Annotated in this window: 19 protein-coding genes; 10 read left to right on the forward strand and 9 right to left on the reverse strand. The window is 43.0% G+C overall.

Translation table 11 applies throughout. From position 1 onward, the window contains the following. Positions 1-103 precede the first annotated feature (103 nt). The gene (locus tag PSI17_RS05175; RefSeq protein ID WP_273550950.1) at positions 104-415 is read left to right on the forward strand and encodes a DUF2622 domain-containing protein; all 312 of its coding nucleotides are present in this window, start codon (positions 104-106) and stop codon (positions 413-415) included. A 453-nt stretch (positions 416-868) separates the two neighbouring features. On the opposite strand, the gene PSI17_RS05180 is transcribed toward PSI17_RS05175, so the two are convergent. Beyond that, complete coding sequence (locus PSI17_RS05180; RefSeq protein ID WP_273550951.1) at positions 869-1864, reverse strand: 2-hydroxyacid dehydrogenase; 996 nt, start codon at positions 1862-1864, stop codon at positions 869-871. A 254-nt stretch (positions 1865-2118) separates the two neighbouring features. Between PSI17_RS05180 and PSI17_RS05185 the strand changes: the two genes are divergently transcribed. From PSI17_RS05185 to PSI17_RS05195, 3 genes are read left to right on the forward strand one after another with little or no spacing between them, the layout of a single operon-like run. Further along, entirely contained in the window at positions 2119-4743 is a 2625-nt protein-coding gene (locus PSI17_RS05185) for a YdbH family protein (protein ID WP_273550952.1), read from the forward strand. Between the two features lie 44 nt (positions 4744-4787). Continuing rightward, on the forward strand, positions 4788-4964 hold the full coding sequence (locus tag PSI17_RS05190) for a YnbE family lipoprotein (protein ID WP_273550969.1): 177 nt from the start codon (positions 4788-4790) through the stop codon (positions 4962-4964). 10 nt (positions 4965-4974) lie between these two features. After that, positions 4975-5295 (forward strand): YdbL family protein, encoded by a 321-nt coding sequence (locus PSI17_RS05195; protein WP_273550953.1) that lies wholly within the window; start codon positions 4975-4977, stop codon positions 5293-5295. Positions 5296-5329: 34 nt separating this feature from the next. Here PSI17_RS05195 and PSI17_RS05200 read toward each other — a convergent pair whose 3' ends face one another. Further along, the gene (locus PSI17_RS05200) at positions 5330-5968 is read right to left on the reverse strand and encodes an FMN-dependent NADH-azoreductase (RefSeq protein ID WP_273550954.1); all 639 of its coding nucleotides are present in this window, start codon (positions 5966-5968) and stop codon (positions 5330-5332) included. Positions 5969-6277: 309 nt separating this feature from the next. Here PSI17_RS05200 and hrpA point away from each other — a divergent pair, with 309 nt between their 5' ends. Continuing rightward, positions 6278-10183, forward strand: coding sequence for an ATP-dependent RNA helicase HrpA (hrpA, locus tag PSI17_RS05205; RefSeq protein ID WP_273550955.1), 3906 nt, complete (start codon positions 6278-6280; stop codon positions 10181-10183). Between the two features lie 201 nt (positions 10184-10384). Here the strand turns inward: hrpA and PSI17_RS05210 are convergent, their stop codons facing one another. The 6 genes from PSI17_RS05210 to ydgH form a co-directional block, all read right to left on the reverse strand. After that, entirely contained in the window at positions 10385-11365 is a 981-nt protein-coding gene (locus tag PSI17_RS05210; protein WP_273550956.1) for a fimbrial protein, read from the reverse strand. Positions 11366-11475: 110 nt separating this feature from the next. After that, entirely contained in the window at positions 11476-14040 is a 2565-nt protein-coding gene (locus PSI17_RS05215) for a fimbria/pilus outer membrane usher protein (RefSeq protein ID WP_273550957.1), read from the reverse strand. A 100-nt stretch (positions 14041-14140) separates the two neighbouring features. Next, positions 14141-14842 carry a fimbrial biogenesis chaperone gene (locus tag PSI17_RS05220; protein WP_273550958.1) on the reverse strand — a complete coding sequence of 234 codons (702 nt, stop codon included), beginning with the start codon at positions 14840-14842 and terminating at the stop codon, positions 14141-14143. 97 nt (positions 14843-14939) lie between these two features. Next, positions 14940-15473 (reverse strand): fimbrial protein, encoded by a 534-nt coding sequence (locus tag PSI17_RS05225; RefSeq protein WP_273550959.1) that lies wholly within the window; start codon positions 15471-15473, stop codon positions 14940-14942. Between the two features lie 769 nt (positions 15474-16242). Beyond that, positions 16243-17634, reverse strand: coding sequence for a basic amino acid/polyamine antiporter (locus tag PSI17_RS05230; RefSeq protein WP_273550960.1), 1392 nt, complete (start codon positions 17632-17634; stop codon positions 16243-16245). 534 nt (positions 17635-18168) lie between these two features. Then, positions 18169-19122: a DUF1471 family protein YdgH gene (ydgH, locus tag PSI17_RS05235; RefSeq protein WP_273550961.1), complete on the reverse strand. Its 954-nt coding sequence runs from the start codon at positions 19120-19122 to the stop codon at positions 18169-18171. Positions 19123-19511: 389 nt separating this feature from the next. On the opposite strand from ydgH, the gene pntA reads away from it, so the two are divergent. Continuing rightward, complete coding sequence (pntA, locus tag PSI17_RS05240) at positions 19512-21044, forward strand: Re/Si-specific NAD(P)(+) transhydrogenase subunit alpha (protein WP_273550962.1); 1533 nt, start codon at positions 19512-19514, stop codon at positions 21042-21044. A gap of 10 nt (positions 21045-21054) precedes the next feature. Further along, entirely contained in the window at positions 21055-22443 is a 1389-nt protein-coding gene (pntB, locus tag PSI17_RS05245; RefSeq protein ID WP_273550963.1) for a Re/Si-specific NAD(P)(+) transhydrogenase subunit beta, read from the forward strand. A gap of 215 nt (positions 22444-22658) precedes the next feature. On the opposite strand, the gene PSI17_RS05250 is transcribed toward pntB, so the two are convergent. Then, positions 22659-22928, reverse strand: coding sequence for an LCI fold-containing protein (locus PSI17_RS05250; protein ID WP_273550964.1), 270 nt, complete (start codon positions 22926-22928; stop codon positions 22659-22661). Between the two features lie 321 nt (positions 22929-23249). On the opposite strand from PSI17_RS05250, the gene PSI17_RS05255 reads away from it, so the two are divergent. The 3 genes from PSI17_RS05255 to PSI17_RS05265 all read left to right on the forward strand — a co-directional run. Then, positions 23250-23987: an ABC transporter ATP-binding protein gene (locus PSI17_RS05255; protein WP_273550965.1), complete on the forward strand. Its 738-nt coding sequence runs from the start codon at positions 23250-23252 to the stop codon at positions 23985-23987. Then, positions 23980-25185, forward strand: coding sequence for an ABC transporter permease (locus PSI17_RS05260; protein WP_273550966.1), 1206 nt, complete (start codon positions 23980-23982; stop codon positions 25183-25185). The genes PSI17_RS05255 and PSI17_RS05260 overlap by 8 nt, the downstream gene beginning before the upstream one ends. Beyond that, on the forward strand, positions 25178-26112 hold a 935-nt coding region (locus PSI17_RS05265), incomplete at its 3' end, for a TolC family protein (RefSeq protein WP_273550967.1). The genes PSI17_RS05260 and PSI17_RS05265, both read left to right, overlap by 8 nt.

Consider the following 26112-nt stretch of genomic DNA (forward strand, 5'->3'; position numbering starts at 1 on the left):
TTAATAACCCGCTCCGGCGGGTTTTTTCCCCATTTTTCTGACTTTTAACAGTAAAGAAAATCTGATAACTTGTTTGTTCAATCGTCAAAACAAGGAAAGAAAAATGGCAAGTTATTTGATTCGTGTGGAGCTTTATGGCACAGGCCTTGAGGGTTATGATAAATTACATAAAAGGATGACGGCGAATCAATTCAGCCAATCTATCCGTTTTCCTAATGGGAAATGGCATCGCTTGCCGAGTGGAACGTATATTGGTTATTCGACGATGGAATCTATTCAGTTGGCGGAAAAAATCAAATCCATGGCTGTGCCATTTTCAGACAGGGATCCTGCAGTATTTGTTTGTACATACAGTAACTGGAGTGCATCGTTATATCCTGAAAAACCGAGAACTGAATCCGGCTCAGGCGAGTGATTGAGAAAACGCATTGACACCCTGTATGGCTTAACTTTCTTATTCTGGTTAGTCTGATTACCTAAGCATTGTCTTATTGCTACAACAACCTAGCTAATTTAATACCCGCTGTAATAAATATTAGTATGGAACTTATGCTGCATACCTAATATATATTAAATACGGTTTGTCTGTTTTCTACGTCAGACAGTTAAGGCCACTACTGTGCAGCTATGGATGTTTGTTTGATAATGAGGGAAAGCAAAATGAAAAACAGATTGATGAGCTATGTAGCGTTTGTAGGGGTTTGGATTACTGTAACATTGACAATTGGCATCCTGTTGTCATAAGCCGATAAAAAATAAGAGAAATGAGTGCTAAAACCTCGCCAAAGCGAGGTTTTATTGTTTCATGCCATGAATTACCCAGCCGATACGGGGTAATGTTGGTGCGGTGATTGGTGATCTTTATTCTTTATTCAACACTATTTGGGCAAGGCTTTCCGGAAATTAATTGTTGGATATTTTGTAAAGTTGTTTCACTGATGCTGGTTAAGGCTTCTTCGGTTAAAAATGCCTGATGACCAGTGAACAGGACATTATGACAAGAAGATAAACGGCGGAAGATATCATCTTGGATAACGTCATTTGATTTATCTTCAAAGAATAAATCCCTTTCATTTTCATAAACATCCATACCCAATGCGCCAATTTTTTGTTGTTTTAGTGCATTAATGGCAGCGACGGAATCAATCAGCGCGCCTCGGCTGGTATTGATGATCATCACGCCATCTTTCATTTTGTTGAATGCCGTTTCATCCAGTAAGTGATGGTTTTCTGGTGTCATGGGGCAATGCAGGGAGATCACATCAGATTCAGCGTATAATGTATCTAAATCCACGAATTCCACGCCCATATTCACCGCTTCAGGATTGGGATAGGGGTCATACGCCAGTAAACGCATACCGAAGCCTTTCAAAATCCGTAACGTAGCAATGCCGATTTTTCCCGTTCCGATAATGCCTGCGGTACGTTTGTACATATTGAAACCGGTTAATCCTTCAAGGGAAAAATTAGCATCGCGGGTACGTTGGTAGGCACGGTGAATGCGTCGGTTAAGGCACAGCATTAAGCCAACGGTATGCTCCGCAACCGATTCAGGCGAATAAGCCGGTACTCGAACAACCTGAATACCAAATTCTTTCGCTGCATCCAGATCGACATTGTTGAATCCGGCACAGCGTAATGCCAAAATTCTGATGTTCATTTCGGCCAATTCTTGCAGCACTTCCCGCCCGGCATCATCATTGACAAAAATACAGACCGCATCCGCACCAATGGCATTTTTGGCCGTCTGTGGACTTAAGGGGAAATCAAAAAACTCGATATGATAGTCAAAGCCCATTTTTTGGTTGAGCATTTCAAAATGCTTACGGTCATACTGCTTTGTACTGTAAACAACCAATTTCATAACAACATCTCCACCATACGGTAACTACAGAATCATTCGAGCCATTCATTAAATTCACTTTGCTGCAAAAAATGCCGGCAGTGGCAATAATGATGTCTATTGAAGGTTCTAAGCGTATCTTTCGCTATACTCGAATAAATCGCCTGATAAGCTATTCATAGTGATAGCTTCTATCATAAATCGGCTTAGAGCCTGATATGAGATTATCATAACAGGAAGTCGTTCTCAGGTTGAAAAGAAGAGATAAGGAATTAATGGCAAAGATACTCAAAGTGTTTGCAGTAATGGTGATACTGCTGACGTTGTTAGTGCTGGTGGGATGGTATACGCTTCCACGCTGGTTGCCATTGATTGCCAGTCATTGGTTGCCACAGGGCGTGACTTTTTCTTTGAGTCAACCTCGGTGGACAAACAGTACATTATGGTTCGATGAACTGTCATTAAAGGCAAAAGAGTGTGAGTGGATGAACGTCTCCGGACTCTCTGTGGCGTATTTATCCGGGGAAAATCGTGACGATCGCCACTGGAATATTCATGCTGCCAATATTGACAGCCAGAGTCAGTGCCTGGCGAAACTGCCTGCAACAGAAAAACCATCAGCCCCATTCTCTGTTCAAGCGATATTATCCGCGATCCCGGCAATGAATATTACGGTTGATCGTCTGGCCCTTTTGCCCTGGCAAGCGTTTGCCGGCAAACTCCAATTCAGTTCATCACCTCAGGGGCAAAAGTTCTCTTATCAAGGCGAAAAATTAAAACTCGATGCGCATCTTACCGATAGACAACATCTCATTGTTCAGCATTTTTTCATGAAGTTACCTGAACAGGTGATTTCCCTGAATGGAGATATCGCATTACCCGTGAATACGGCAACGCTGCCGGAACAAGGCCAAATCATCGCGCATTTATCTTTAAGCCAATATCCCGACCCATTACAACTGGCATTAAAATGGCAGGGACAACATGGACAACTCACGGTTATTGCAGAAAAAAATCAGCAAATATTGGCCGAATTACCTTGGTTATTCGATGAATCTCAGTTCCGGATAGTGAATGGTCAATGGCAATGGTTGGAGAATAACCAAGCATTATCTGGCAGGGTAAATATCACGCTTGAACAGTGGAAAAAAGGGTTATCTGGCATGTCTGTCAGTGGGCGGGTAAATCTGGTCACTCAAAATCAGCAGGGTAAAGGCAATATTGTACTTTCGGTGGAACCAACCCCTGTCAATATAACCAATGCCCATATTCCATTTCAGCTAACCGGGCAAATGAACCGTGGCCGGATGGTGATGACCATGTCATTGCCTGCCGTTATGACAGGACCATTGATTAACCCTAAAGTGACTTTCCATTCCGGGGCGTTGTTCCGGGCATGGGGAAAGATCAGTGACACATTGGCTATCAAAGAAGTCCGATTACCTTTGGCGGGGACCTATCTGACCCGTGAGGGTTTTACGGGGCGTCTGCAAGCCATTTTGACGGCACAAGACAGTTATTGGGGTAAATTTAAGTTACATCTGGATGGTTCCGCAAAAGATTTTATCCCCGATCAGGGAAATTGGCATTGGCGTTATTGGGGGAATGGGCAATTACCACCGTTACAAGCGAAATGGGATATTGCGGGCAAGGGAAGCTGGAATCAATCACAGATAATGGTGGAGACATTAAATACCGGCTTTGATTCGATCCAATATGGCCTTATTAAGATGCAAGCACCGCGTTTAAAACTGACTCAGCCGTTAACTTGGGAGCGTGCGGCAAATCGACCTAATTTAGCGGGAGATTTGCAGTTATCTGCCCAGAAAACCGAATTTCGTTCCGGCGGTTTTCTGCCTGCCTTTGATTTCAAAGCCACGCTGACAGGGGCGTCGCCGGATAACTTTATGTTGAATGGCAAACTGTACTCCGCTGGCATTGGCCCAATTCCCTTTTATGGTCGCTGGGATGGCGAGCGATTGAGGGGAGAAGCCCGGTGGCCGAGACAATCTTTAGTAGCGTTTCAATCTCTGATCCCGCCAGAACTGGGTATTACCGTGCTGGGTGGAAATATTTATGCTCAAGCCGCTTTCTCTGCTGCAAAGGGGCAGGGATTACGTGCGGGCGGTCATTGGGTGGTGAAAAACGCGGGCATGTGGCTGAAAAACGGGGAAGTTAGTGGCCTGGATTTTGTGTTGCCCTGGCGTTTGCAGGAGCACACATGGCAATTAGGGTTGGGATCTCCCGTCCAGTTGCGGATCAAAGCCATTAAGGGGCTGTTTGATATGCAAAATGTGACCGCCGATCTGTTGGGCTACTATCCGGCAACGGATACGCAGCCATTGAAATTGACCAATGTGAATGTGGATATACTGGATGGTAAATTGGAAATGGGTCAATTACAGATCCCACAAAAAGAAGCGGCTGTATTACGGTTTAACAAACTCAATTTGAGCAAATTGTTTGGCGTATTAAAAGTCAAACAAATGGCGATGTCAGGCAAAATTAGTGGTGAATTACCCGTATTATTAAATGATGAGCGGTGGATTATTCAACGGGGATGGGTAGCCAATGAAGATTACCTGACATTGCGATTGGATAAAGATACGGTTGATTCTATAGGGAAAAATGACTTATCAGCAGGTATGGCAATGGATTGGCTGCGTTATTTAGAAATCAGCCGTTCAAAAGCCTATGTGACGCTCGATAATTTGGGGATCTTAACATTGCATTCAGAAATCAGTGGGGTAAATCCCGTGGTAGATAGAAAACGTGAAGTCAGACTCAATTATCATCATGAGGAGAACGTTTTTCAGTTATGGCGCAGCCTGCGTTTTGGCAGTAATCTGGAAGAATGGTTACAGAAAAATATATCTGTAATGGGTAGGAGTGATAAATGATAAAGCATATCGGCTTCAAGTTGCCAACGGTTAGAATAGGGGTGATGCTGGTCAATGTGGCCTTACTCAGTATGGCATTAGTGGGCTGTGTCAGACTGGAAGTGGCGACACCGGATAAGCCCATTAACATCAACATGAACGTGAAAATTGAGCATGAAATTCATATTAAGGTCGACAGGCAAATTGAAGATATGCTCAAAAACAACGCTAATTTATTCTAAGGATGAGAATATGAAAAAAGTAGGCGTGATACTGCTGTTGAGCCTGTTATTCAGTCCCTTTGCCGTGGGCATGACGCTGGGTGAAGCCAAACAACAAGGGCTGGTGGGTGAGACATTCAGTGGCTATCTGGGTTTGGTCAAAAATACCCAAGATGCTCAATCGGTGGTTAAAAGAATTAACGACGAGCGGCAAAAGAAATACGCTGAGATTGCGGCCCAAAATAACATGACGGCAGGGCAAGTTGCCAAAATAACAGGCGAAAAATTGGTACACCGTGCAGCGTCAGGAGAATATGTGCTCGGCATTAATGGTCACTGGGTGCGGAAATAAGCGCGCTGGTTGGCGCGCCTCTTTGGGAACGATATTAAGCCACGATTTTTTCGGGTTGCTTTTGCCCCATTTTCGCGACGATATTATCTATCGTGTCACGGGCATTCTGATGGGTTTGGGTGGCAGATTCTGCCCCCAGCGCCAAACCTTCAGCAAAGACAAATTCCACATCGGTAATACCGATAAATCCAAGGAAAGTGCGTAAATAGGGTGTCATCACATCTGTTTGGCTGTTCTTGTGGATGCCGCCACGGCTGGTCAAAATAACTGCGCGTTTGCCTTTCAGCAACCCTTCCGGGCCTTTTTCAGTATATTGGAAAGTCACTCCCGCACGGGCAATCAGATCAAAATAGGTTTTTAATTGAGTAGGGATAGTGAAGTTATACATTGGCGCAGTGATGACAATAACATCATGTGTTTTTAACTCGCTAACCAACTCATCTGACAGCGCCAATACGGTTTTTTGGTGCTCGGTCAGTGCGGCATCGCTTGGACGCAAGGCACTGACTAACTCCCCATCGAGTACCGGAACCGGGTTTTCAGCCAGATCACGGGTGGTGATGCTGCTTTCTGAATGGCCAGCTAACCACGTTTCAATAAAATAGTCGGCCAGTTTACTGCTTTGGGAATATTGTGCCAGGATGCTGGATTTCAGAACCAGTACTTTACTCATTCTCTATTTCCTCAGTTATCTAAGATCCTAATAACTTCATTGATAATATTGTTTGTGCATCACATCTTATACAGAGAGTTATTCAGCAAATAGCTCAATATTTTGAGATATTCGTTCAAATTCATTGAATCAATACAGGGAAAATATTATCACGGATAGGGAGCTTCGCCTGAACCATTGACGAGGTGGAGAATATATATGGAGTTGCACAAGATATGTTACACTTCTCATTGTTAAGCTATAAAAAACAATCCCCTGAGCCTGCAAAAACAGCGCTAGTCAGTTAAGAACGTCACAAGGATTTATCACGTGGAATCACCTTTGACAGCACCATTTGCTGAATTATTCGCTGAACTTGATCACACACCGCTGCGCGATCAGTTCCGTTTAAAAAAACGTCTGCATGGAGCAGCAAAAATTAAGAATCAAGTCTCCTTGCAGGCGGTAACACAATCCATTGCCGTGGATATCGCTACGGCAAAACAGAAAGTCATCAATCGTCAGACGGCATGTCCTGCAATCCAATATCCTGAAAACCTGCCGGTGAGCCAGAAAAAAGACGATATCTATCAGGCCATTCGGGATAATCAGGTGGTCATTATTGCCGGGGAAACGGGTTCGGGTAAAACCACCCAAATCCCCAAAATCTGCCTTGAGTTGGGAAGGGGCGTTAAGGGGCTAATTGGCCATACCCAACCCCGTCGTTTGGCAGCACGTTCTGTGGCTAATCGCATTGCGGATGAATTGGAAACGCCGCTGGGTTCAACCGTCGGTTACAAAGTCCGTTTTAATGATCAGGTCAGTGACAACACGTTAGTTAAATTGATGACTGACGGTATCCTGTTGGCAGAATTGCAGCAAGATCGGTTGTTATTACAATATGACACGTTAATTATCGATGAAGCTCATGAACGCAGTCTGAATATCGATTTTATCCTCGGTTACCTGCGTCAATTACTGCCTAAACGCCCTGATCTGAAAATCATCATTACTTCTGCAACCATTGATCCGGAACGTTTCTCCCGCCATTTTAATCAGGCACCGATTATTGAAGTCTCCGGGCGGACTTATCCGGTAGAAGTGCGCTATCGCCCGGTGGTTGGTGATGATAGTCACAGTGAGCGGGATCAGCTTGAGGCCATTATTGACGCAGTGGATGAATTGGGGCGTGAAAGCGCAGGTGACATACTGGTTTTCATGAGCGGTGAACGGGAGATCCGTGATACCGCGGATGCACTCAACAAGCAAAATTTCCTGCATACTGAAATTTTGCCGCTTTTTGCCCGGTTGTCTAACAGCGAACAGAACCGCATATTCCAGCCTCATGTTGGTCGTCGCATTATTCTGGCCACCAACGTGGCGGAAACATCGCTGACGGTACCGGGTATCAAATACGTGATCGATGCCGGTTTTGCACGTATTAGCCGGTACAGCTATCGAACCAAAGTCCAGCGTTTGCCGATAGAACCGATATCGCAGGCATCGGCTAATCAGCGAAAAGGGCGCTGTGGCCGTGTTTCGGACGGGATTTGTATTCGTCTCTATTCGGAAGAGGATTTTTTATCACGCCCGGAATTTACTGATCCTGAAATTCTGCGAACCAATCTGGCTTCCGTTATTTTGCAGATGACATCGATTGGCTTAGGCGATGTCAGCGCATTTCCATTTGTTGAAGCACCGGATAAGCGCAACATTCAAGACGGTGTTCGTCTGTTAGAAGAGTTAGGGGCGATTGATCCTGAATCATTGTCAGATGGCGCTTACCGATTAACGCCAATGGGACGGCAGTTGGCTCAGTTGCCTATCGATCCCCGCTTGGCGCGCATGGTCTTGGAAGCCAGGGCACAGGGTTGTGTTCGCGAAGTGATGGTGATTGCTTCCGCGCTGTCGATTCAAGATCCACGGGAAAGGCCGTTGGAAAAACAGCAGGCTTCTGATGAAAAACACCGTCGTTTTGCGGACAAGGATTCAGATTTCATTGCCTTCCTGACGTTGTGGGATTTTCTGCTGGAACAGCAGAAAGCGCTGTCCAGCGCCCAATTCCGCAAACTTTGCCGGCAAGATTACCTGAACTATCTTCGCGTCAGGGAATGGCAGGATATTTATACTCAACTACGGCAAGTGGTGAAAGAGATTGGTTTGCCGATCAACAGTCAGGAAGCGGATTATCGCAGTATCCACATTGCCTTGCTGACAGGATTGTTATCCCATATTGGTCAGAAAGACACGGATAAACAAGAATATACCGGTGCACGGAATGCCCGTTTTTCGGTTTTTCCCGGTTCCGGATTATTTAAAAAGCCGCCTAAATGGGGGATGGTTGCTGAATTAGTGGAAACCAGCCGCTTGTGGGGGCGCATTGCTGCGCGTATTGAGCCTGAATGGGTAGAACCTCTGGCGACCCATTTAATCAAAAAACACTATAGTGAACCGCACTGGCAGAAATCTCAGGGCGCGGTGATGGCAACAGAAAAAGTGACCTTGTATGGCTTGCCGATTGTGGTCGGGCGTCTGGTCAATTACAGCCAAATAGATCCTATGTTGTGCCGTGAGCTTTTTATTCGCCATGCTCTGGTTGAAGGGGATTGGCAAACCCGTCATTCCTTTTTCCGCACTAATTTAAAATTGCGTGAAGAAGTGGAAGAGCTGGAACACAAATCTCGTCGGCGGGATATTCTGGTTGATGATGAAATTTTGTTCAGTTTCTATGATCAGAGAATTGGCAAAGACGTTGTTTCATCGCGTCATTTTGATCGCTGGTGGAAAGAAGCCAGTAAAGATCAGCCGGAATTGCTCAACTTTGAAAAAAGCATGTTGATCAAGGGAGATGCCAACAAAGTCAGTGCGTTGGATTATCCGAATTATTGGTATCAGGATAATTTGAAATTCCGGTTGAGTTATCAATTTGAACCGGGAACCGATGCTGATGGTGTGACGGTACATATTCCTTTACCCGTATTAAATCAGGTCAGGGACGAAGGCTTTGACTGGCAAATTCCGGGCATTCGCCATGAATTGGTGGTTGCGCTAATTAAATCATTGCCAAAACCCATACGCCGTAATTTTGTCCCTGCGCCTAACTATGCACAGGCATTTCTGGAGCGGGTGACACAACCTCAGGCGCCTTTACTGGACAGCCTTGAGAAAGAACTGCGGCGGATGACCGGCGTGACGGTGTCACGTGATGACTGGCAGTTGGAACAAGTACCAGATCACTTGAAAATAACATTCCGTGTGCTTGGTGAGAAAAACAAACCGTTGGCTGAAAGCAAAGATTTGTCAGCATTGAGACTGAAATTGAAAGGAAAAGTTCAGGAAACGCTTTCAGCCGTTGCCGATGACGGCATAGAACAAAGCGGGCTACATATCTGGAGTTTTGGTGCATTGCCCGAATGCTACGAACAAAAACGGGGGGGGTATTCCGTTAAGGCATTTCCGGCGTTGGTCGATGAAAAGGACAGTATCGGCATTAAACTGTTCGAAACTGAATTTGAACAACAAAATGCCATGTGGGCAGGCACACGGCGGCTATTATTGCTGAATATTCCATCACCGATAAAATATCTGCATGAGAAGTTACCCAACAAATCCAAACTGGGTCTGTATTTCAATCCCTATGGAAAAGTACTGGATTTGATTGATGACTGTATCTCTTGCGGTGTGGACAGGCTGATCGCAGAAAATGGTGGATTGGTATGGCATGAGCAGGCGTTTTCCGGTTTACAGGATAAAGTGCGTGCTGATTTGAATGATGCTGTGGTGGATATTGCCAAACAGGTAGAACAGATCCTGACTGCGGTCTTTAATCTCAACAAACGGCTGAAAGGGCGGGTAGATATTGCCTTGGCACTGGCGCTATCGGATATTAAAGAACAAATCTCCGGTCTGGTCTTTAATGGATTTGTCACTTCTCATGGTTGGAAACGTCTGGCCGATGTTTTGCGCTATTTAAGTGGAATTGAGCGTCGATTGGAAAAATTGGCGGTTGATCCTAACAAAGATAGGGCACATATGAGCCGGATTGAACATATCCAGCGCCAGTGGCAACAATGGTTGGCAAAATTGTCGGTTCAACAGAAACAGTTGCCGGAAGTAAAAGAAGTTCGTTGGATGATCGAAGAGCTGCGGATTAGCCTGTTTGCCCAGCAATTGGGGACGGCGTATCCCATCTCAGATAAGCGTATTTTGCAGGCGATGGAAAATATCGCCTTGTGATTTTGCTGTTTATGGGCTTAGTCGTTTTACTATAGCCCATAAACTTATTTCTGAATTAGAAGACGAGTCTCACCCTTCTATCAATTACGGTTACAACAAATTATAGTTACAACATGCTTATTGATTACCAAACCAACAAACTCAGCCAGCCAAATAACCCCCATAACAACACTGCTATGAAGGCTACAGGAAAGGGCGCTTTTATTGATAAGTTAACGTAATTGTCGCTGTTGCATCTGCTTTGCCGGGAGTCATTCGCGTATCAGTCTGGATATAACGGGCACTCAATGGAATTCGAATATAGCCCCCTGACTGGGTTGAATCGGATACAACGGGAGAGCGCATTGATATGGGGCGGTTTCGATATAAGATCTGTAAACCGACACCCGTTGCCGTGACGTTGTCACTACTGTAATCCAACGCCCAAATATTGTTGGTGTTGCTCTTGGCAGGGCGCCCATCTAACAAGACTTGAACATCAAGATTTGCATCGCAATCTAATCCCAGATCGAAACTTTGGGTACCGGCAGTACTATTAATCCCCCGAAATTCACTTTTTCTGATATCTCCCATATTAACAAAAGTCGTGTTCTGTTTAAGAGAACACCCTTGAGTCACAATGTGAGTATTTTCCAAATAAAAAGTATTAATAGATTTATGGCCTACTCTGGCTCTGGTTAATACCTGTCTATGAGTGTCTCCTGAGCCTGTGCTAGGCGCAATTTTGATTAATTGCACGGTTAAATAACCCAATGTACTTCCGCAATAGAGTAGTCCATTTTGATAAGTATATTTTGTTGAATTACAGGTGGCAGGGCGTTCCACTCTTCTGGGCAACCAGTCAATGCCGTAACCCGGCCCCCAGGTATTAATACGTATTCCCACGCCGGGGACACCGGATTCATAAATAGCGTCATTATTATAGTTTGCTCTTATAAAATCAGGCGCATCCCACGAAGCCGGCAACGGCTGATAACAAACCGCGATATCGCCTTGGTCATTTACTTGATCGAGACGGATTTCCCCGATGGTGGTTCCGAGAGGGTGATCTCTGGAAATGACAATAGTTCCGAAAGAGACGGGTGTCATTTTGTTGAACATATTTTCATTAGCATAATTGCACTGGTTGCGTGCCTGACCGTCAAAACTGCTGATTATGCCGGCTATAAATAAACCTGCCATTAATGGTCTTAGGTATGGTTTTAAGAATAATTTTAAGCTGCTAGCCATAAATAATTTCCATAATATGTAAAGATATCGAATCAATATCCCATATTGTTATTCACAAATTATTACTCACAGGATGTATTCAGAATGTACAGGCCAGATTCTGGTATTTTTTCTGGAAGTTGATAATTAACATGACATTCCTGAACATCTTTATGACCCCATTTCACCCAGATACGGCCTGACCGAGGAACACCGCTGAGATAAACCTGACCATCATTAGCGACAATAGTGCTATTGATTTCATCGGACTCATTCTTCGGATCTAATGTTGCGGTTGCGCCAAATGGAATGGCTTTACCTTGATGGGAAAGTATCAGTAAAGCACGATAGCCAATACGAGTCTGGAAATTGGCCAGCGTTAGTGAACCCTGAGTTGGAATGATCGTTTGCGTATTGATATCAATATCAACGTTATTGCCCATTGAATACGTATCCAGAGCAATACGGCTTTTCCGGTAGCTACTGACATAAGGCACAATGGCATGGCCTTGCCAGTCAGTCCTGATGCCGGTATGGTTTTGCACTTTGACGCCTGACGCACCATTAGCACGCACTAATACTGGTGTCTCCCCCAAAGACTGCGAAAGGGTGATGCCATAAGGATGGGCAACGATCCCGCCATTTAAACCATAAGTCAGTTGTCTGGCGTGTTTGTCGTAATTGTAACCCGCGTTGATTTGGCCATATGTTCCTTTGTATTCTGCACCGATATTTCCGCCAACATCTTGATTGCGGCTGGTATAACTTTGCTGAATGTTATAAGTCAGATTGTTATTTTCAAGAGCTGTACCATTTAGACTGACTTGATGAGATGTATCGCCGTTTTTACTGTTCGTCATGTTATAGCTTATCCAGCTATTCTTCAGCCAACGATCAAGGGGGATTTGAACGCCGAATGAGACAATCTGCTCATTGCGGTTTGCTCCAGGGAAAGCACTGTGAGAATAATTCAGGCTATAATTAATGGAATTGTAACTTGTGTTATAACCCGCACTGATATTTCTCTCGTAGCCTTTTTGCTGCCAATAATCCTGTTGGAAAGCCGATAAATAGATAGCCCCCCAGTCACCAAGAGACTGATTAATATGTAGCTGTAATTTACTGCGTTTATTGGTGCTATTGTGGGTTGTTCCATCGGTTTCATTCCCTAACTCATTCGCCTCTTTAAAATCGTAAAAATTTTGTGTCGAGTAACGATAGCCTGCGAGAGTAAGGCTAGTGCCTGTTTGGGACAAATCTTTGGTATATTGGAAGCGATAAGACTGACCATACTGGCTGGAATTCGATATTAAATTGGTTTTGGCATAAGACACATCAAAGGAAAGTGAACCCCAATCAACAAGACTGTAGCCTGTACCCAACGCGATAGATTGATAATCTTTTGCGATCGTTGTTCCGCCATAGGCAGTCACACGATTGGAAATACCATAAATCATCGTACCCTGCATAAAATAGGGTTCTTTTCCTCGCAGAGAGTTAGATCGGTATTTTCCCAACGTCAGCGAATGTCGCAGGCTATTTTCCCGTAACATGACGGGCACAGTAGAAAAAGTTTGCACAGAACGATGTTCACTTCCATCGGCTTCTTTGACAATGACTTCTATATTTCCTGTCGATGTTGTTGGATAGAGATCATTGATGACAAAAGCCCCCGGAGGAACATAAGATTCATGGATAATGTAACCATTTTGTTTAATAGTGACTTGGGCATTGCTTTGGGCTATTCCTCTAATCGTTGGCGCAAATCCTTTTAAGCTATCAGGCAACATATTGTCATCAGAAGACAACTGGACTCCACGAAACTGAAAACCATCAAAAATAAGGGAGGAGGTATAATTGTCTCCAAATATGAGCTGGCTTTTCAGCGCATGAATATCTCGCTGAAGATACGTATTGATATTTTGCCATTTTTTATTCTGACTGCTGTAAGTGGAATAGTTCCGCAAACGCCATGCTTGCCAATTGGCACCTGTCCTGAGGCTGAGGAAATGGTTGTTTGTTGAGCCGGGTTGATTGTTTTGCCAACTCATGGAGCCACTGTAGTGATAATTGACCAACAGGGAAGTTAATCCCTGATCCCACAAATGAGGTGGTACATAATCCCTTGCCTGACTGTTCAAGGCTGCTTGGGGAACACTGATATCCAACCGCTGTTGTTTGAAATCAAACGATGTTGATGCAGATGGAATATATTGTCCGAGATCAGAAATTTCCGTTTCTTGTGGCAACTCAAGTAATGTGGGAAATGCCTCAATATTGACACCCATTTCCTTGAGTTGAGATATTTTAAGTTTGGGTAATAACTTATTATTTACGATAACAAAATCGATATTACCGGTATCTGATTTTTCCTGATTAAGATAAATGTCTACCCAATAACGGCCGGGAGGTTGTTGATCATCTTGAGTAAAGATCGACAAATCAATATCTTCAAAACCTGAATAGGTTTCCAATGCATTAATGTTGAAATACTCTTCAGCGTGAGCTTTATTGTTATACGCCCAAAGGGGAGTACTTAACAACATATAGAGAGATGCCTGACTATATAGGCAACGCCAGCTTGGTTTGAAAAATAACGCCCAATTATCAGAAAGATTTTTTTGAAGATAATGACGATAGTTACTCATAATAATTTTCTAATTTTGATATACCCTCCATCTTTCAGGCTGTATCTTGAAATCTATTGGGTATATAGGTTGTATAATTTCTTATTACAATAAATTTTAATTACAACTGACGTCTTTCCTCTGGCGTTACACCACCAAAATCATTAATCGTTTTCCAGCTTACCTGATTGATGTTTTTGATAGGAACATCCCAACTCACTTGGCCCAAAGGCGCAATCATCCCTGCGGGTTTAATTTCATGATTTTTCACGTTATTGCCAATGATTAATGTAGAAAGAGAAACATAGTAAGGGGTTGGGTTTTCTACAATAAGTTTGTGTCCATCAACCTTGAATTTCAGTGCCTTATAAGCAGTGCCGGCATTGTCAATCAAATTGGCAGGGCGATAGAACAGCTTAAACCGGGATTTTACCGTGATTTGTAATTGGTTCTGTGCTGATTTAGTGGTCGCCGGAATAGACTTAATATTGAGCCAGAACAGAGATTCTTTGTCTTCAGGTAAATTGTTTTCAGGTAAATTATTTCCGGTGTTAACAATCCGTAAAACATTCTCATCCCCGGCCTTTAATTTAAAAAGTGGGGGAGTGATGATAAAAGGTGCTTTAGTTTTACCATCTTCACCTTCAACCCATGATTGGATCAGATAAGAAATATCATTTTCTGGATTGTTAATAGAGATAGACGCTTCTTTTTGATCGCTGATATAGATAACACGTGTACCACCAATAACAACACCGGCAAAAGAGACATTAGTATTAGTGCTGAAAATGTAGACTAAAATTAAAATGCGAAAATATTTCAAGGTGGTTGCTCCAAACAATATTATTTAAACCTGAGTCATATTGTCCTGAATGATATTGTTTTAGCTTCCTTGCCATGATTTCCATTACATATAAATATTAATTATAGGTGATAGTAAAGTTAGCGACAGAGTCACCTGCACCTGGAGTAACCGTGTTAGATGTCGCAATATATTTGGCAACGAAATTCAGAGTATTCGTTTTCTGGCCTTTTATCAGTTTTTGATACTGTGAATTTTCAGCGATATTAATCATGGTGTTACTGTCATCTTCATAAAGAGCAAGTGCAACACCTTGAGCCGCTCTTCCTTCTTTGTTACTGGCTAACGCTAAAAACCGACTATTCGCTCTGTCTGTCTGACCATCAAATTTGACTTGAGCTTGGTTATATTCTTCTGGACAATCAGTCAATTTAATACTAAAGCGGGTAGGCGCAGAGGTACTATTCGCGCCGTTAAATGAACTTGAGCTGATAGTACCCATATTGACGGTTTGATTAGCAGAATTTGAATCGATTTTACAGGCAGTCGCCGTAATCTTTCCCGTAAATTTGATTTGTCCATCGGCAGCGTGCGCAGCGGACATGAGTACAGATGAAACAAATAAGGATGAAATAATTAACTTGGTTTTCATTTTCTAAAATATCCCATCTCTGACGAACTGATTCGACAGAGAAACAGATTATCGAGTTAGTGTTAATGTTCACTGCTGCATATTATTGCAGCAGTGAATTACTTAGGTTTACGTCTGAAAATAACAAAGACACAACAGTTCATATTTCCTTATCAACGATAAGGTAAGAATATAGTAGCGATTAATTAACAAAGATAAAAATAATAACTTGACTAATCTCATAATTTGGAGTTTTGAGCTATTAAGAAACATTTAATAGAATTGTTATGCATAACATCGATTTTTTTATGAACATCAATGAACTTTTATTCTGTTTTATAAGATTAATTATTAATTAAGGCGATTCTGTAAAAATAAATATGCTGAAAAATAGAGATTTTTCTGTTTTTGCAAAATCTTTAAATAAATATTACGTAATTGTAACGGATGTTTTTCTTTTGATCTTTATCTCTAATATTGTGATTATGTTAGATGTTATATCTACCTTTAAGTAAAATCAAGATGAGTTGATTCTGCTTAAAGTTAACTTATTGTTGGTAATATCTTACTAATAAATGCGCATTTATAGGGCGCAACCTATATATTTACAAAATATATAGGCATGAAAACAGAATGAATTCTTATGTGTTGGGTGTTAATTGAACTGAACCCCTCACTTTAGTTACAACATACTGATTTTAAAAAAATAAGAGGGGAATTTAATTCCTCCTCTTAAGCCACTCATTTGAAAGTCAATTAAACTGTAAAATGACAACGTTGCGAATGATTTTTAGTGCATTAATTGCCACATAGACGGGAATACCATCAGAAACAGAATCACAATGGCTGATTTTTCCACTACCGTTAATGGTGCCTTTTCCCGATCTTGTTTACGGGCATATAAGAAAACCAATAGCCCTGGTGCGTATAGCACAACAGAAAGCAAAAGGTGCATTAATCCCGAAGCATAAAGTAACCATAATCCATAAGTGCAAGCGCCAAAGGCAATAAAGAGTAAAGCCCGGCTACTGCGTTGGAAGGCGACTTTTACTAAAAATGCACCAACCAGAAAGTAGGGCACAAGGATCATTTCAGATGCAATGGAAAGTAACGTGTTGTAGTTACTGCCGCTTAACCAAATCACAATCAAAGAAAGTTGAACCGCGCCATTTGTGATCCAAAGTGATGATTCAGGTGCTTTTTTACTATTTTGTTTTTTGAATACCTTAGGAAATGAGCCATGTAATGAAGCGATAAAGGGGACTTCCGCTGCCATAATTGTCCAGCTTAGGTAAGCGCCGCAAACAGAGACGATCAAGCCGGCAATAATTACAATTTCACCCGCAGACCCCATTAACCCAACCATCAACGTTGCCATAGAGGGATTACGCATAGCCGCTAATTCAGGTCTGGTAACCAAGCCCAATGAAAGCAGGGTAACCAGTATATATACCCCTAATGCTGAGATAACAGCCAACAACGTTGCGATACCAATGTCTTTGCGTTTTTTGGCTCGGGCTGAAACCACAACCGCACCTTCAACACCAATGAAAACCCATAGGGTAATCAGCATCGTGTCTTTAACTTGCTGCCAAACAGGAACGCCCATTTCAATTCCATGAAAATCAAAGGAAAATACATCCATTTTGAAAGCAATGACAGCTAAGATAATAAACATGCCCAATGGTAATAATTTTGCCATTGTCGCCAGCAGGTTGACTCCCGCGGCCGTTTGTACACCGCGTAATACCAGCCAGTGAACAAACCAAAGTAAGATGGATTCACCTATCAACGATTGCCAGGTATTGCCATCACCAAAGATAATTGAGTGTTCAGTATCAGTGAAAAAACTTAACGCGGCGAAGACGATAACTAAGTAAGAAACATTGGCAATGATGGCACAAAACCAATATCCCCATGCAGAACAAAATCCCACTAGCTCGCCAAAACCTTCTCTTGCGTAAGTAAAAATACCGCTATCTAAATCAGGGCGAAGTCGTGAAAGTAAAAGTAAGGAGGTGGCTAAAAAGAGAATCCCTATACCTGTTATTCCCCAACCAATCATTAATGCAGCAGGACTGCCTGCTTGCGCCATGTTTTGCGGCAAACTGAATACGCCGGCACCGACCATAGAACTGAGAACCAGTGCAGTCAAAGACGTAAGGCCTAATTTTTTTTCCAAAGATACGTTCCTAAAAATAATATAATCGACACGATTAGCCAGAACACTTGCCCTGAATATCGAACACATATTGGACATTTATTGCATCCATGCGATGGATTGCAGTACAGATTTAGCAGATAAATCTAAAAACAGGGCGATTCTACGGAGTGAAAGGATGGTATGCAATGGTTGACTATGCAAAAAAATATAAATTTTATGCATAAAATTGTGTAGAGGAGTAAGAACATAAATTACAGATAATTTTTCTAATCCACATTATCACCTTAATAAACATTTTGTATAACGTTGATTGTTGATTTTACCTGAAAGAAACAAATAAAAAACAATCATGCAAAAATATCAACAAAAAGGGAGATTAAACGGGATTATCTGCAAATTACACCGAAGTATAACGTTAATTAATTGTTGATTATCGGAAGGATATTGATGCAAATAAAATAATAAAATTCTCAAAAGGAGAAGACAAAAAAAGCACAAAGAAGATTTGTGCCTTTTTTATGAACAACTAAACGAGAATATTTAACTATGTCATTATTTGAATAAATCAGCACTGATGGTCACGTTACCACCATTAGACTGCCATTCTCTCGTGATATGGTAGTATTTTGCGCCTTTCTCTGCCGCACGTTTAGCAACCTGATAAGAAACCTCAGGCGCGGTAGTGTAATAACCAGAAAAAGTGATGGAATCGAACGGTGCCATCTGAGCCGCAGATGTTTTATTCAATTCTTGAATTTTTGTATCATCAGGCAAGGTGACGGTGTAACGCCCACCTTTTGATGACTGGGTTTCAAAAAAGTGACCAATCACATTATTTGTTGACGCTGAAGAGGCGACACCTGGAATTTCAACTTTCTTGGCTTCTTCTCCACCTTGTGCCAGAGCCTTGCGTCCTGCTTCAGAATCGGCTGGGATCACGGCTTCACTGGACTGAACTTTACGTTTTGGTGCATCTGCTTTATAAACATAGGCTGTGACTATTTGGTTTCCACCATTATTTGGTGCAATATCACGGACAATAAAGAAGGATGCGGCATCTTTCTTTTTAGTCTCTTTAGCGATAGCTTCTTTCAGGTCAGGATCAGTAGGGAAATAACCATTCACTGTTACAGTGTCGAAAGGTTCCAAGGTAATGGCTTCAGATTTAGGTAACTCTTTGATACCGCGGTAGATACGATAATTAGGTGTCTTATCTGCTTTTTCCGCATCTTTATGGTACAAATCGGCGACAACACGTAAGTTACCGCGTCCATTGAGATCATCGAGACTCTGAATATAAAAACTGTCAGCGCCTTTTTTATCGGCCTGACGGGAAACTGCGTCAGCAGCTTCATAAATAGCATTAAAACGACCAGTCACCGAGATCCGCTCAAAAGGTTTAATCTCTGCGGCTTGTTCCGGCGTTAACTCTTTAGCCGCATGAGCAGCAGTCATCGTGGTTAGTGAGAGCACCGCGGTAGCGATGATCGTTGTCTTCAGCTTCATAAAAAATCCTTTCGCCTTGCGCATTAAAATATTTATAACGGGCTGAACATTGTTATGTATCACATAGGGCGCAATTATTACATGTAATAATGCTAATTGTCGCAATAAATTATGCCCTCTAAGAAACGATTACCTGTTTTTAGTATATGACACTAAGAATTTTAATAAATATAGTAAGTTATACGAATTAAAGAATGGTCTACCTTAAAAGGACATTTTATTTTTTCTGCCTTTATAATGATAATTCGTTGAAATTATTTTCATTGAGTTACTATTTGGTATTCTATTGATAGATTTCACTGATAGCAGCAATAAAATCAAACTAATCGTTAAATAGGCTTCAACAAGGTCATAATCAGCAATATTTCATTCTTAAAGAAGGAAACATTATGCGTATTGGTGTACCAAAAGAGCAATTTGCTAATGAAGCGCGCGTTGCTGCCACACCATCCACCGTGGAGCAATTGCGTAAATTGGGATTTGACGTCACCGTTGAAACGGGAGCAGGGAAACTGGCCAGTTTTGATGATGTCGCTTATCAAAAAGCGGGGGCGGATATAGCGGAAATCCACCCGGTTTGGCAATCTGATATCATTTTGAAGGTCAACGCCCCTGACGATGATGAAATTGCCTTGATGAAAGAAGGTGCCACGCTGATCAGTTTTATCTGGCCGGCGCAACACCCGGAGTTAATGGCAAAACTGGCAGAACGCAAAGTTACTGTTCTGGCGATGGACGCCGTGCCACGAATTTCCCGCGCGCAATCTTTAGATGCACTCAGCTCAATGGCAAATATTGCCGGTTATCGTGCCATTGTTGAATCCGCTCATGAATTTGGCCGTTTTTTCACGGGGCAAATTACCGCAGCAGGCAAAATACCACCAGCAAAGGTCATGATTATTGGCGCAGGTGTAGCGGGATTGGCGGCCATTGGCGCAGCCGGTAGCCTCGGTGCGATTGTCCGCGCTTTTGATACGCGTCCAGAAGTGAAGGAACAAGTACAAAGCATGGGCGCTGAATTTCTGGAATTGAATTTCAAGGAAGAGGCCGGCAGCGGTGACGGTTATGCAAAAGTGATGTCAGAAGCCTTTATCGAAGCTGAAATGGCGTTGTTTGCTGCGCAGGCAAAAGAAGTTGATATTATCGTGACAACGGCATTGATTCCGGGGAAACCGGCACCACTGCTTATCACAAAAGAGATGGTTGACGCCATGAAACCCGGGAGTGTGGTTGTCGATTTGGCAGCCCAAACGGGAGGCAACTGTGTATATACCCAAGCCGATAAACTGGTTGTGACAGCAAATGGAGTAAAAATTATCGGCTATACGGATTTGCCCAGCCGGTTGCCCACTCAATCATCACAACTCTACGGCACCAATCTGGTCAACTTGCTGAAACTACTGTGCAAAGAAAAAGATGGTGCAATTTCCGTTGATTTTGATGATGTTGTTATCCGTAACGTCACTGTAATTAAAGAGGGGGAGATCACCTGGCCAGCGCCACCTATCCAAGTTTCAGTCCAGCCAACAACGACCAAACCCGCCGCAGTAAAAAAAGAGGAAACGGCAGAAAAGCCTAAATCTCCGTGGCTGAAGTATGGATTGCTTGCACTCGCAATCATTCTGTATGGCTGGCTGGCACATGTTGCACCGAAAGAGTTTTTATCGCATTTTACCGTTTTCGCCTTGTCCTGTGTGGTCGGTTATTACGTTGTCTGGAATGTCAGTCATTCATTGCACACCCCATTAATGTCCGTCACTAACGCGATTTCCGGCATCATTGTGGTTGGGGCTGTTCTGCAAATTGGTGAAGGGGGATGGGTCAGTTTCTTCTCATTCATTGCCGTATTAATTGCCAGCATCAATATTTTTGGTGGCTTTACTGTCACTCAACGTATGCTGAAAATGTTTCGTAAAGGATAAGGGGTAACTTATGTCGAACGGAGTAGTTACAGCAGCTTATATTGTCGCCGCCATGTTGTTCATTTTCAGTCTTGCCGGACTTTCCCGCCACGAAAGCGCTAAACGCGGTAACATTTTTGGCATCGTTGGTATGGCAATTGCCTTGGTTGCTACGATAGTAGGGCCTGATACGGGTAACGTAGGCTGGATTATTTTAGCAATGGTCATTGGTGCGGCGATTGGCATTCGTCTCGCCAAAAAAGTAGAAATGACTCAGATGCCGGAGTTGGTGGCTATCCTGCACAGTTTTGTCGGTTTTGCGGCGGTGCTGGTTGGGTTTAATAGTTTCGCCACCCACGATATTTTTGCCACCCCCATTATGGAAAATATTCATCTGACCGAAGTCTTTCTCGGGGTATTTATTGGTGCCGTCACCTTTACCGGCTCGGTTGTCGCATTTGGAAAATTGCGCGGGAAAATTTCTTCCAAGCCATTGATGCTACCACACCGGCACAAACTGAATCTGGCCGCCTTGATCGTTTCCTTTATCCTGATGTTTGCCTTTATCAAAACAGAAAGTATTGGCGTGCAAGTTCTCACTTTACTGGTGATGACCATTATTGCACTGGCTTTCGGTTGGCATTTAGTGGCCTCCATTGGCGGGGCGGATATGCCGGTCGTTATTTCCATGCTGAACTCCTATTCAGGTTGGGCGGCGGCGGCGGCAGGTTTTATGCTAAGTAATGACTTACTGATTGTCACCGGTGCGTTAGTCGGTTCTTCGGGGGCCATCCTGTCTTATATTATGTGCAAGGCGATGAACCGCTCCTTTATTAGCGTGATTGCCGGCGGTTTCGGCACCGATGGCACGGCGGCAGGGGATACACAGGAACTGGGAGAGTATCGTGAAACAACGGCGGAAGAAGTTGCTGAACTGTTGAAAAGTTCCACTTCGGTGATTATTACTCCGGGCTACGGTATGGCCGTGGCTCAAGCGCAATATCCGGTGCATGACATTACCGCGAAACTGCGTGAAAAGGGCATCAATGTCCGTTTTGGTATTCATCCCGTTGCGGGGCGGTTGCCGGGTCATATGAATGTGTTACTGGCCGAAGCTAAAGTGCCTTATGATATTGTTTTGGAAATGGACGAAATTAATGATGATTTCTCTGAAACCGATACAGTTTTAGTGATTGGCGCCAATGACACCGTCAACCCCGCCGCGCAGGAAGATCCTGCCAGTCCCATTGCCGGAATGCCGGTCCTGGAAGTTTGGCAAGCCCAAAATGTTATTGTGTTTAAGCGCTCGATGAATACCGGATATGCCGGAGTACAAAATCCCTTATTCTTTAAAGAGAATACACAAATGTTATTTGGTGATGCTAAGGAGAGTGTAGAGGCGATTCTTCGGGCTTTGTAATTGGAATAATTAAAGTAATTTCTAAATATTATAAGAGCTTCGTGTATGCGAAGCTCTGTTTTATTTTCATAATTGATCCATTGTAATTCTGCATATGAATCACAGCGAAATTCAATTTCATTTTTATAATAATAAGTCTCGTTAAAAATAACGAGACTTACCTGTAGTAAAATTAACTATGGCATTAATTTTACTTGGTTAATTAGTTTGTCAGTTTATTTTCTTCCTTGGTAGTAAGCTTGATAGGCCGTTTTTCCAGTATGAGATTTACACGCTCCGATTTTTCCTTTAAAATACCATTTAATACCAAACCGCTCAAAGCTATTTGCAAAATTATCTGAAGGGTTAACAACAAACATTTGATAAAGGTTACCTTCAATAGGTTTTGGTACGTTTCCAATCTCACATGGATTTAGCGCCATTGCATTACTACTCAATAAAACACCCGCAGCCAACGCCCCAACCGTCAATAATTTCTTAAACATAAACACTCTCCTGTAATTGTCTTAAACTTTGAAAGTTAATCTTGCCACTTATAACGTCACTTCTAATAATGCAAGCTAAATCTAAATCATCATCAGATGGTATCGCAATTTTAAAATTTATATATCATCTATATATTTCATTCTGGATTAGAAAGTTGGCTTTTATTATCATAAATTATGACAAATCATTAAGTCGCTATTAATTACCGATATAAGATAGCTTATTGGTAATTGCTCAATGAATTATTAATTTCTCAATGTAAATAGAAGTCAGTTAATTTAATGAAAAAAGATAATTAAAACGGAGGAATTATAAAAACAATGGCTCTTATAAATGCTATTCAACCGACAACCCCGATATTGCCAGTTATCAATATGCAGCACTTAACCCGTGTTTATCAACATGGCGGAGAAAACCCAACATCGGTTCTAAAAAATATCACAGCACAAATTTATGCCGGTCAGAGTTGCGCCATTGTCGGAACATCGGGATCAGGGAAAAGCACTTTACTGAATATTCTCGGTCTGCTGGATAAACCCTCCTCCGGAGAATACTTTCTTTGTGGTATCAATATGTCCACAGCCAATGCCGACCTGCGTGCCAGAATGCGTAATAAAGAAATTGGTTTTGTTTTTCAAAGTTTTCACCTGTTGGCCGGAATGACAGCAACAGAAAACGTCGCTCTGCCGCTTCTTTACCGCGGGTTGACTTCTTTACAAGCCCACAAAATTGCCGGAGAAAAACTGCATTTGGTGGGGCTTTCACATAGAGCTGCCTATTATCCGGCCGACTTATCCGGCGGGCAGCGGCAGCGAGTGGCTCTCGCCAGAGCACTGGCGGGGGAACCTTCGTTACTGTTGGCCGATGAACCTACCGGTAACTTAGATCAACAGACGGCAGAAGAAATTTTATTGCTGCTTTCTTCTCTTCACACAGACAAAGCGATGACATTGGTTGTCATCACACATGACCCGATAGTTGCAAACCATATGCAGCGTGAATTACGTATGATTGATGGCCAATTGCAGGAAACCAGAGGTGTAACCATTTATGCGTGATCATCAGCCTCGCAATTACGGTATGTCGGCATTCATGATTTGGCGAGCAGCCTGGCGGAATTTATTGGCAACGGGAAGAAGCACCTTGCTTGCTTTATCGGGGATTGCCATTGGTTGTGCATCGATTGTGGCCTTTGTGAATACCGGACATAACGCCACCCTTGCTGCGTTAAAAATGTTCAGCGGGCTGGATATCAACGTCATTACCGTCAACCTGAATACTTACGATCATGGGATTGATAGTGCATCACTTAACATGGGCGACCTGACAACAGCGATCCCCGGCCTGTCCTCAGCAGCACCGTGGATCTATTTTCCTTCTCCCGGACGTTATAACGGAAAAACAGATACATTTACCCTAATAGGTTCTTCAGCGGAACTGGAAGAAGTCATGCAGTTGCGGCTGCGTTATGGCCGGTTTATCTCTGATTATGATCAACACTCTCCTTATCTGGTGATTGGCAACGAAGTGGCTGTTACCCTTGGTGAAGGGGAGCCATCCCGTGTGCTTGGCAAACAAATTCAGCTTGGCAATTATTTATATACCGTTATTGGTATTTTCGAGATAAAAGGGCAAAACCCTATCTTTCCTTTTTCGCTCGATTCAGTGGTGATTGTTCCTATCAATGCCATGCGCAAAATATCACCCAACACGGATCTGAATGGCATTATCGCCCGCACCATAACCACCGCCACCACAGAAACCGCTGCAAAAGATTTATTGGCGTTGCTCAAACACAAGTTTCCGGCGGTTGATATCGATGTTCGGGTTGCTCAGCAACTTCTGCAAGGACAGGAAGAACAAAGTAAAACGTTTTCTTTTATGTTGATCGGGTTGGCGGTCATTTCGCTGCTTACCGGAGGCATCGCTATTTCCAATGTGATGTTGATGAACGTATCGACCCGACGCAAAGAAATTGGGTTGCGGATGGCGTTAGGGGCAAGAACGCAGGATATCCGGCGACTTTTTTTGTATGAAGCGGCGGCATTGACTTTCGCCGGCGCCATACTGGGTGCACTGGCCGGTGTTATCGTCTCCTGCCTTTTTGTCTTTTATTCTGGCTGGTCATTTTCTTTGGCTCCGTTATCTCTTCCGTTAGGGATAGGGAGTTCAATCATGGCAGGACTTATCTCCGGTTTTTATCCCGCACACAAAGCCTCTGAAATGGAACCCGTACAGGCATTACGCGATGACTAAAAAATATTTCCTTTATGGCTCGTTGAGTTTGTTTCTTCTTTTTCCTCAAACCGGGCTTTTCGCCGCTGAACAGGAACCGTTAACTTTATCAGAACCCGCAAAAGAGGTGATTGGCTTATCGTTGAGCGATGCAATATGGCTGGGTTTGAGAAATAACTATGCGATACGCAGTGCTTATCTGGATCGTATCGCGCAGAAATTTGATTTACGGGTGGCAGAAGATCGGTTTACACCAAAGCTACAGCTTAGTGGGCGCTACATTGCGGGTAAAAATCAGGATGCCGATTTTAGGAAATTGAACCTTTCGCCTAATGCCACATTACTCACGCCGTTGGGCACGCGCTTTACACTTTCATGGACGCGTGAAAACATGAAATCGGTGAGAAATAACGCTCACAATGATGGTGCAAGTATGACTGTGATCCAACCGCTTTTACGGGGAGCCGGCACCGATGTGAATAATGCTCCGATCTTTCTGGCCAAACTCCAGGAACAAACCCACCGGCTGAATTTAAAAGCGACGGTTGCCGACTCAATCACACAAATTATTCTGGCATACCATGCGTTACTTCGTGCTCAGGAGCAACAATCATTATCTGTTGCTTCCCTTAAGCGTATGCAGAAATTAGTGACAATTAATAAAGAGTTAATTGATGCAGGCAGAATGGCACAGACCGATATCATACAAACGCAGGCTGATCTTGCCATGCAGGCACTTTCGGCAAAAGAGGCTGACAATAATGTACATACCACGAAACTGGCGTTACTAAAATTACTCGCGCTAAACCACAAAACCCCGATCTATGCAACAGAGACGCTGAAAGGCACTCATGTCAGTCTGAATATTGAACAATCCATTAAAAAGGCACAGGCTCAACAGCCGGATTATCTTATCCAATTACTTTCCGCAAAAATGGCCGATATTCA

This window comes from Xenorhabdus sp. IM139775, from assembly GCF_028598745.1.
Lineage (GTDB): Bacteria > Pseudomonadota > Gammaproteobacteria > Enterobacterales > Enterobacteriaceae > Xenorhabdus.

Bases quoted from the DNA above. Each gene is read 5' to 3' on its own strand.
- PSI17_RS05175 (WP_273550950.1), top strand. From the start codon at position 104: ATGGCAAGTTATTTGATTCGTGTGGAGCTTTATGGCACAGGCCTTGAG.
- PSI17_RS05180 (WP_273550951.1), bottom strand. From the start codon at position 1,864: ATGAAATTGGTTGTTTACAGTACAAAGCAGTATGACCGTAAGCATTTT.
- PSI17_RS05185 (WP_273550952.1), top strand. From the start codon at position 2,119: ATGGCAAAGATACTCAAAGTGTTTGCAGTAATGGTGATACTGCTGACG.
- PSI17_RS05190 (WP_273550969.1), top strand. From the start codon at position 4,788: ATGCTGGTCAATGTGGCCTTACTCAGTATGGCATTAGTGGGCTGTGTC.
- PSI17_RS05195 (WP_273550953.1), top strand. From the start codon at position 4,975: ATGAAAAAAGTAGGCGTGATACTGCTGTTGAGCCTGTTATTCAGTCCC.
- PSI17_RS05200 (WP_273550954.1), bottom strand. From the start codon at position 5,968: ATGAGTAAAGTACTGGTTCTGAAATCCAGCATCCTGGCACAATATTCC.
- PSI17_RS05210 (WP_273550956.1), bottom strand. From the start codon at position 11,365: ATGGCAGGTTTATTTATAGCCGGCATAATCAGCAGTTTTGACGGTCAG.
- PSI17_RS05215 (WP_273550957.1), bottom strand. From the start codon at position 14,040: ATGAGTAACTATCGTCATTATCTTCAAAAAAATCTTTCTGATAATTGG.
- PSI17_RS05225 (WP_273550959.1), bottom strand. From the start codon at position 15,473: ATGAAAACCAAGTTAATTATTTCATCCTTATTTGTTTCATCTGTACTC.
- ydgH (WP_273550961.1), bottom strand. From the start codon at position 19,122: ATGAAGCTGAAGACAACGATCATCGCTACCGCGGTGCTCTCACTAACC.
- pntA (WP_273550962.1), top strand. From the start codon at position 19,512: ATGCGTATTGGTGTACCAAAAGAGCAATTTGCTAATGAAGCGCGCGTT.
- pntB (WP_273550963.1), top strand. From the start codon at position 21,055: ATGTCGAACGGAGTAGTTACAGCAGCTTATATTGTCGCCGCCATGTTG.
- PSI17_RS05250 (WP_273550964.1), bottom strand. From the start codon at position 22,928: ATGTTTAAGAAATTATTGACGGTTGGGGCGTTGGCTGCGGGTGTTTTA.
- PSI17_RS05255 (WP_273550965.1), top strand. From the start codon at position 23,250: ATGGCTCTTATAAATGCTATTCAACCGACAACCCCGATATTGCCAGTT.
- PSI17_RS05260 (WP_273550966.1), top strand. From the start codon at position 23,980: ATGCGTGATCATCAGCCTCGCAATTACGGTATGTCGGCATTCATGATT.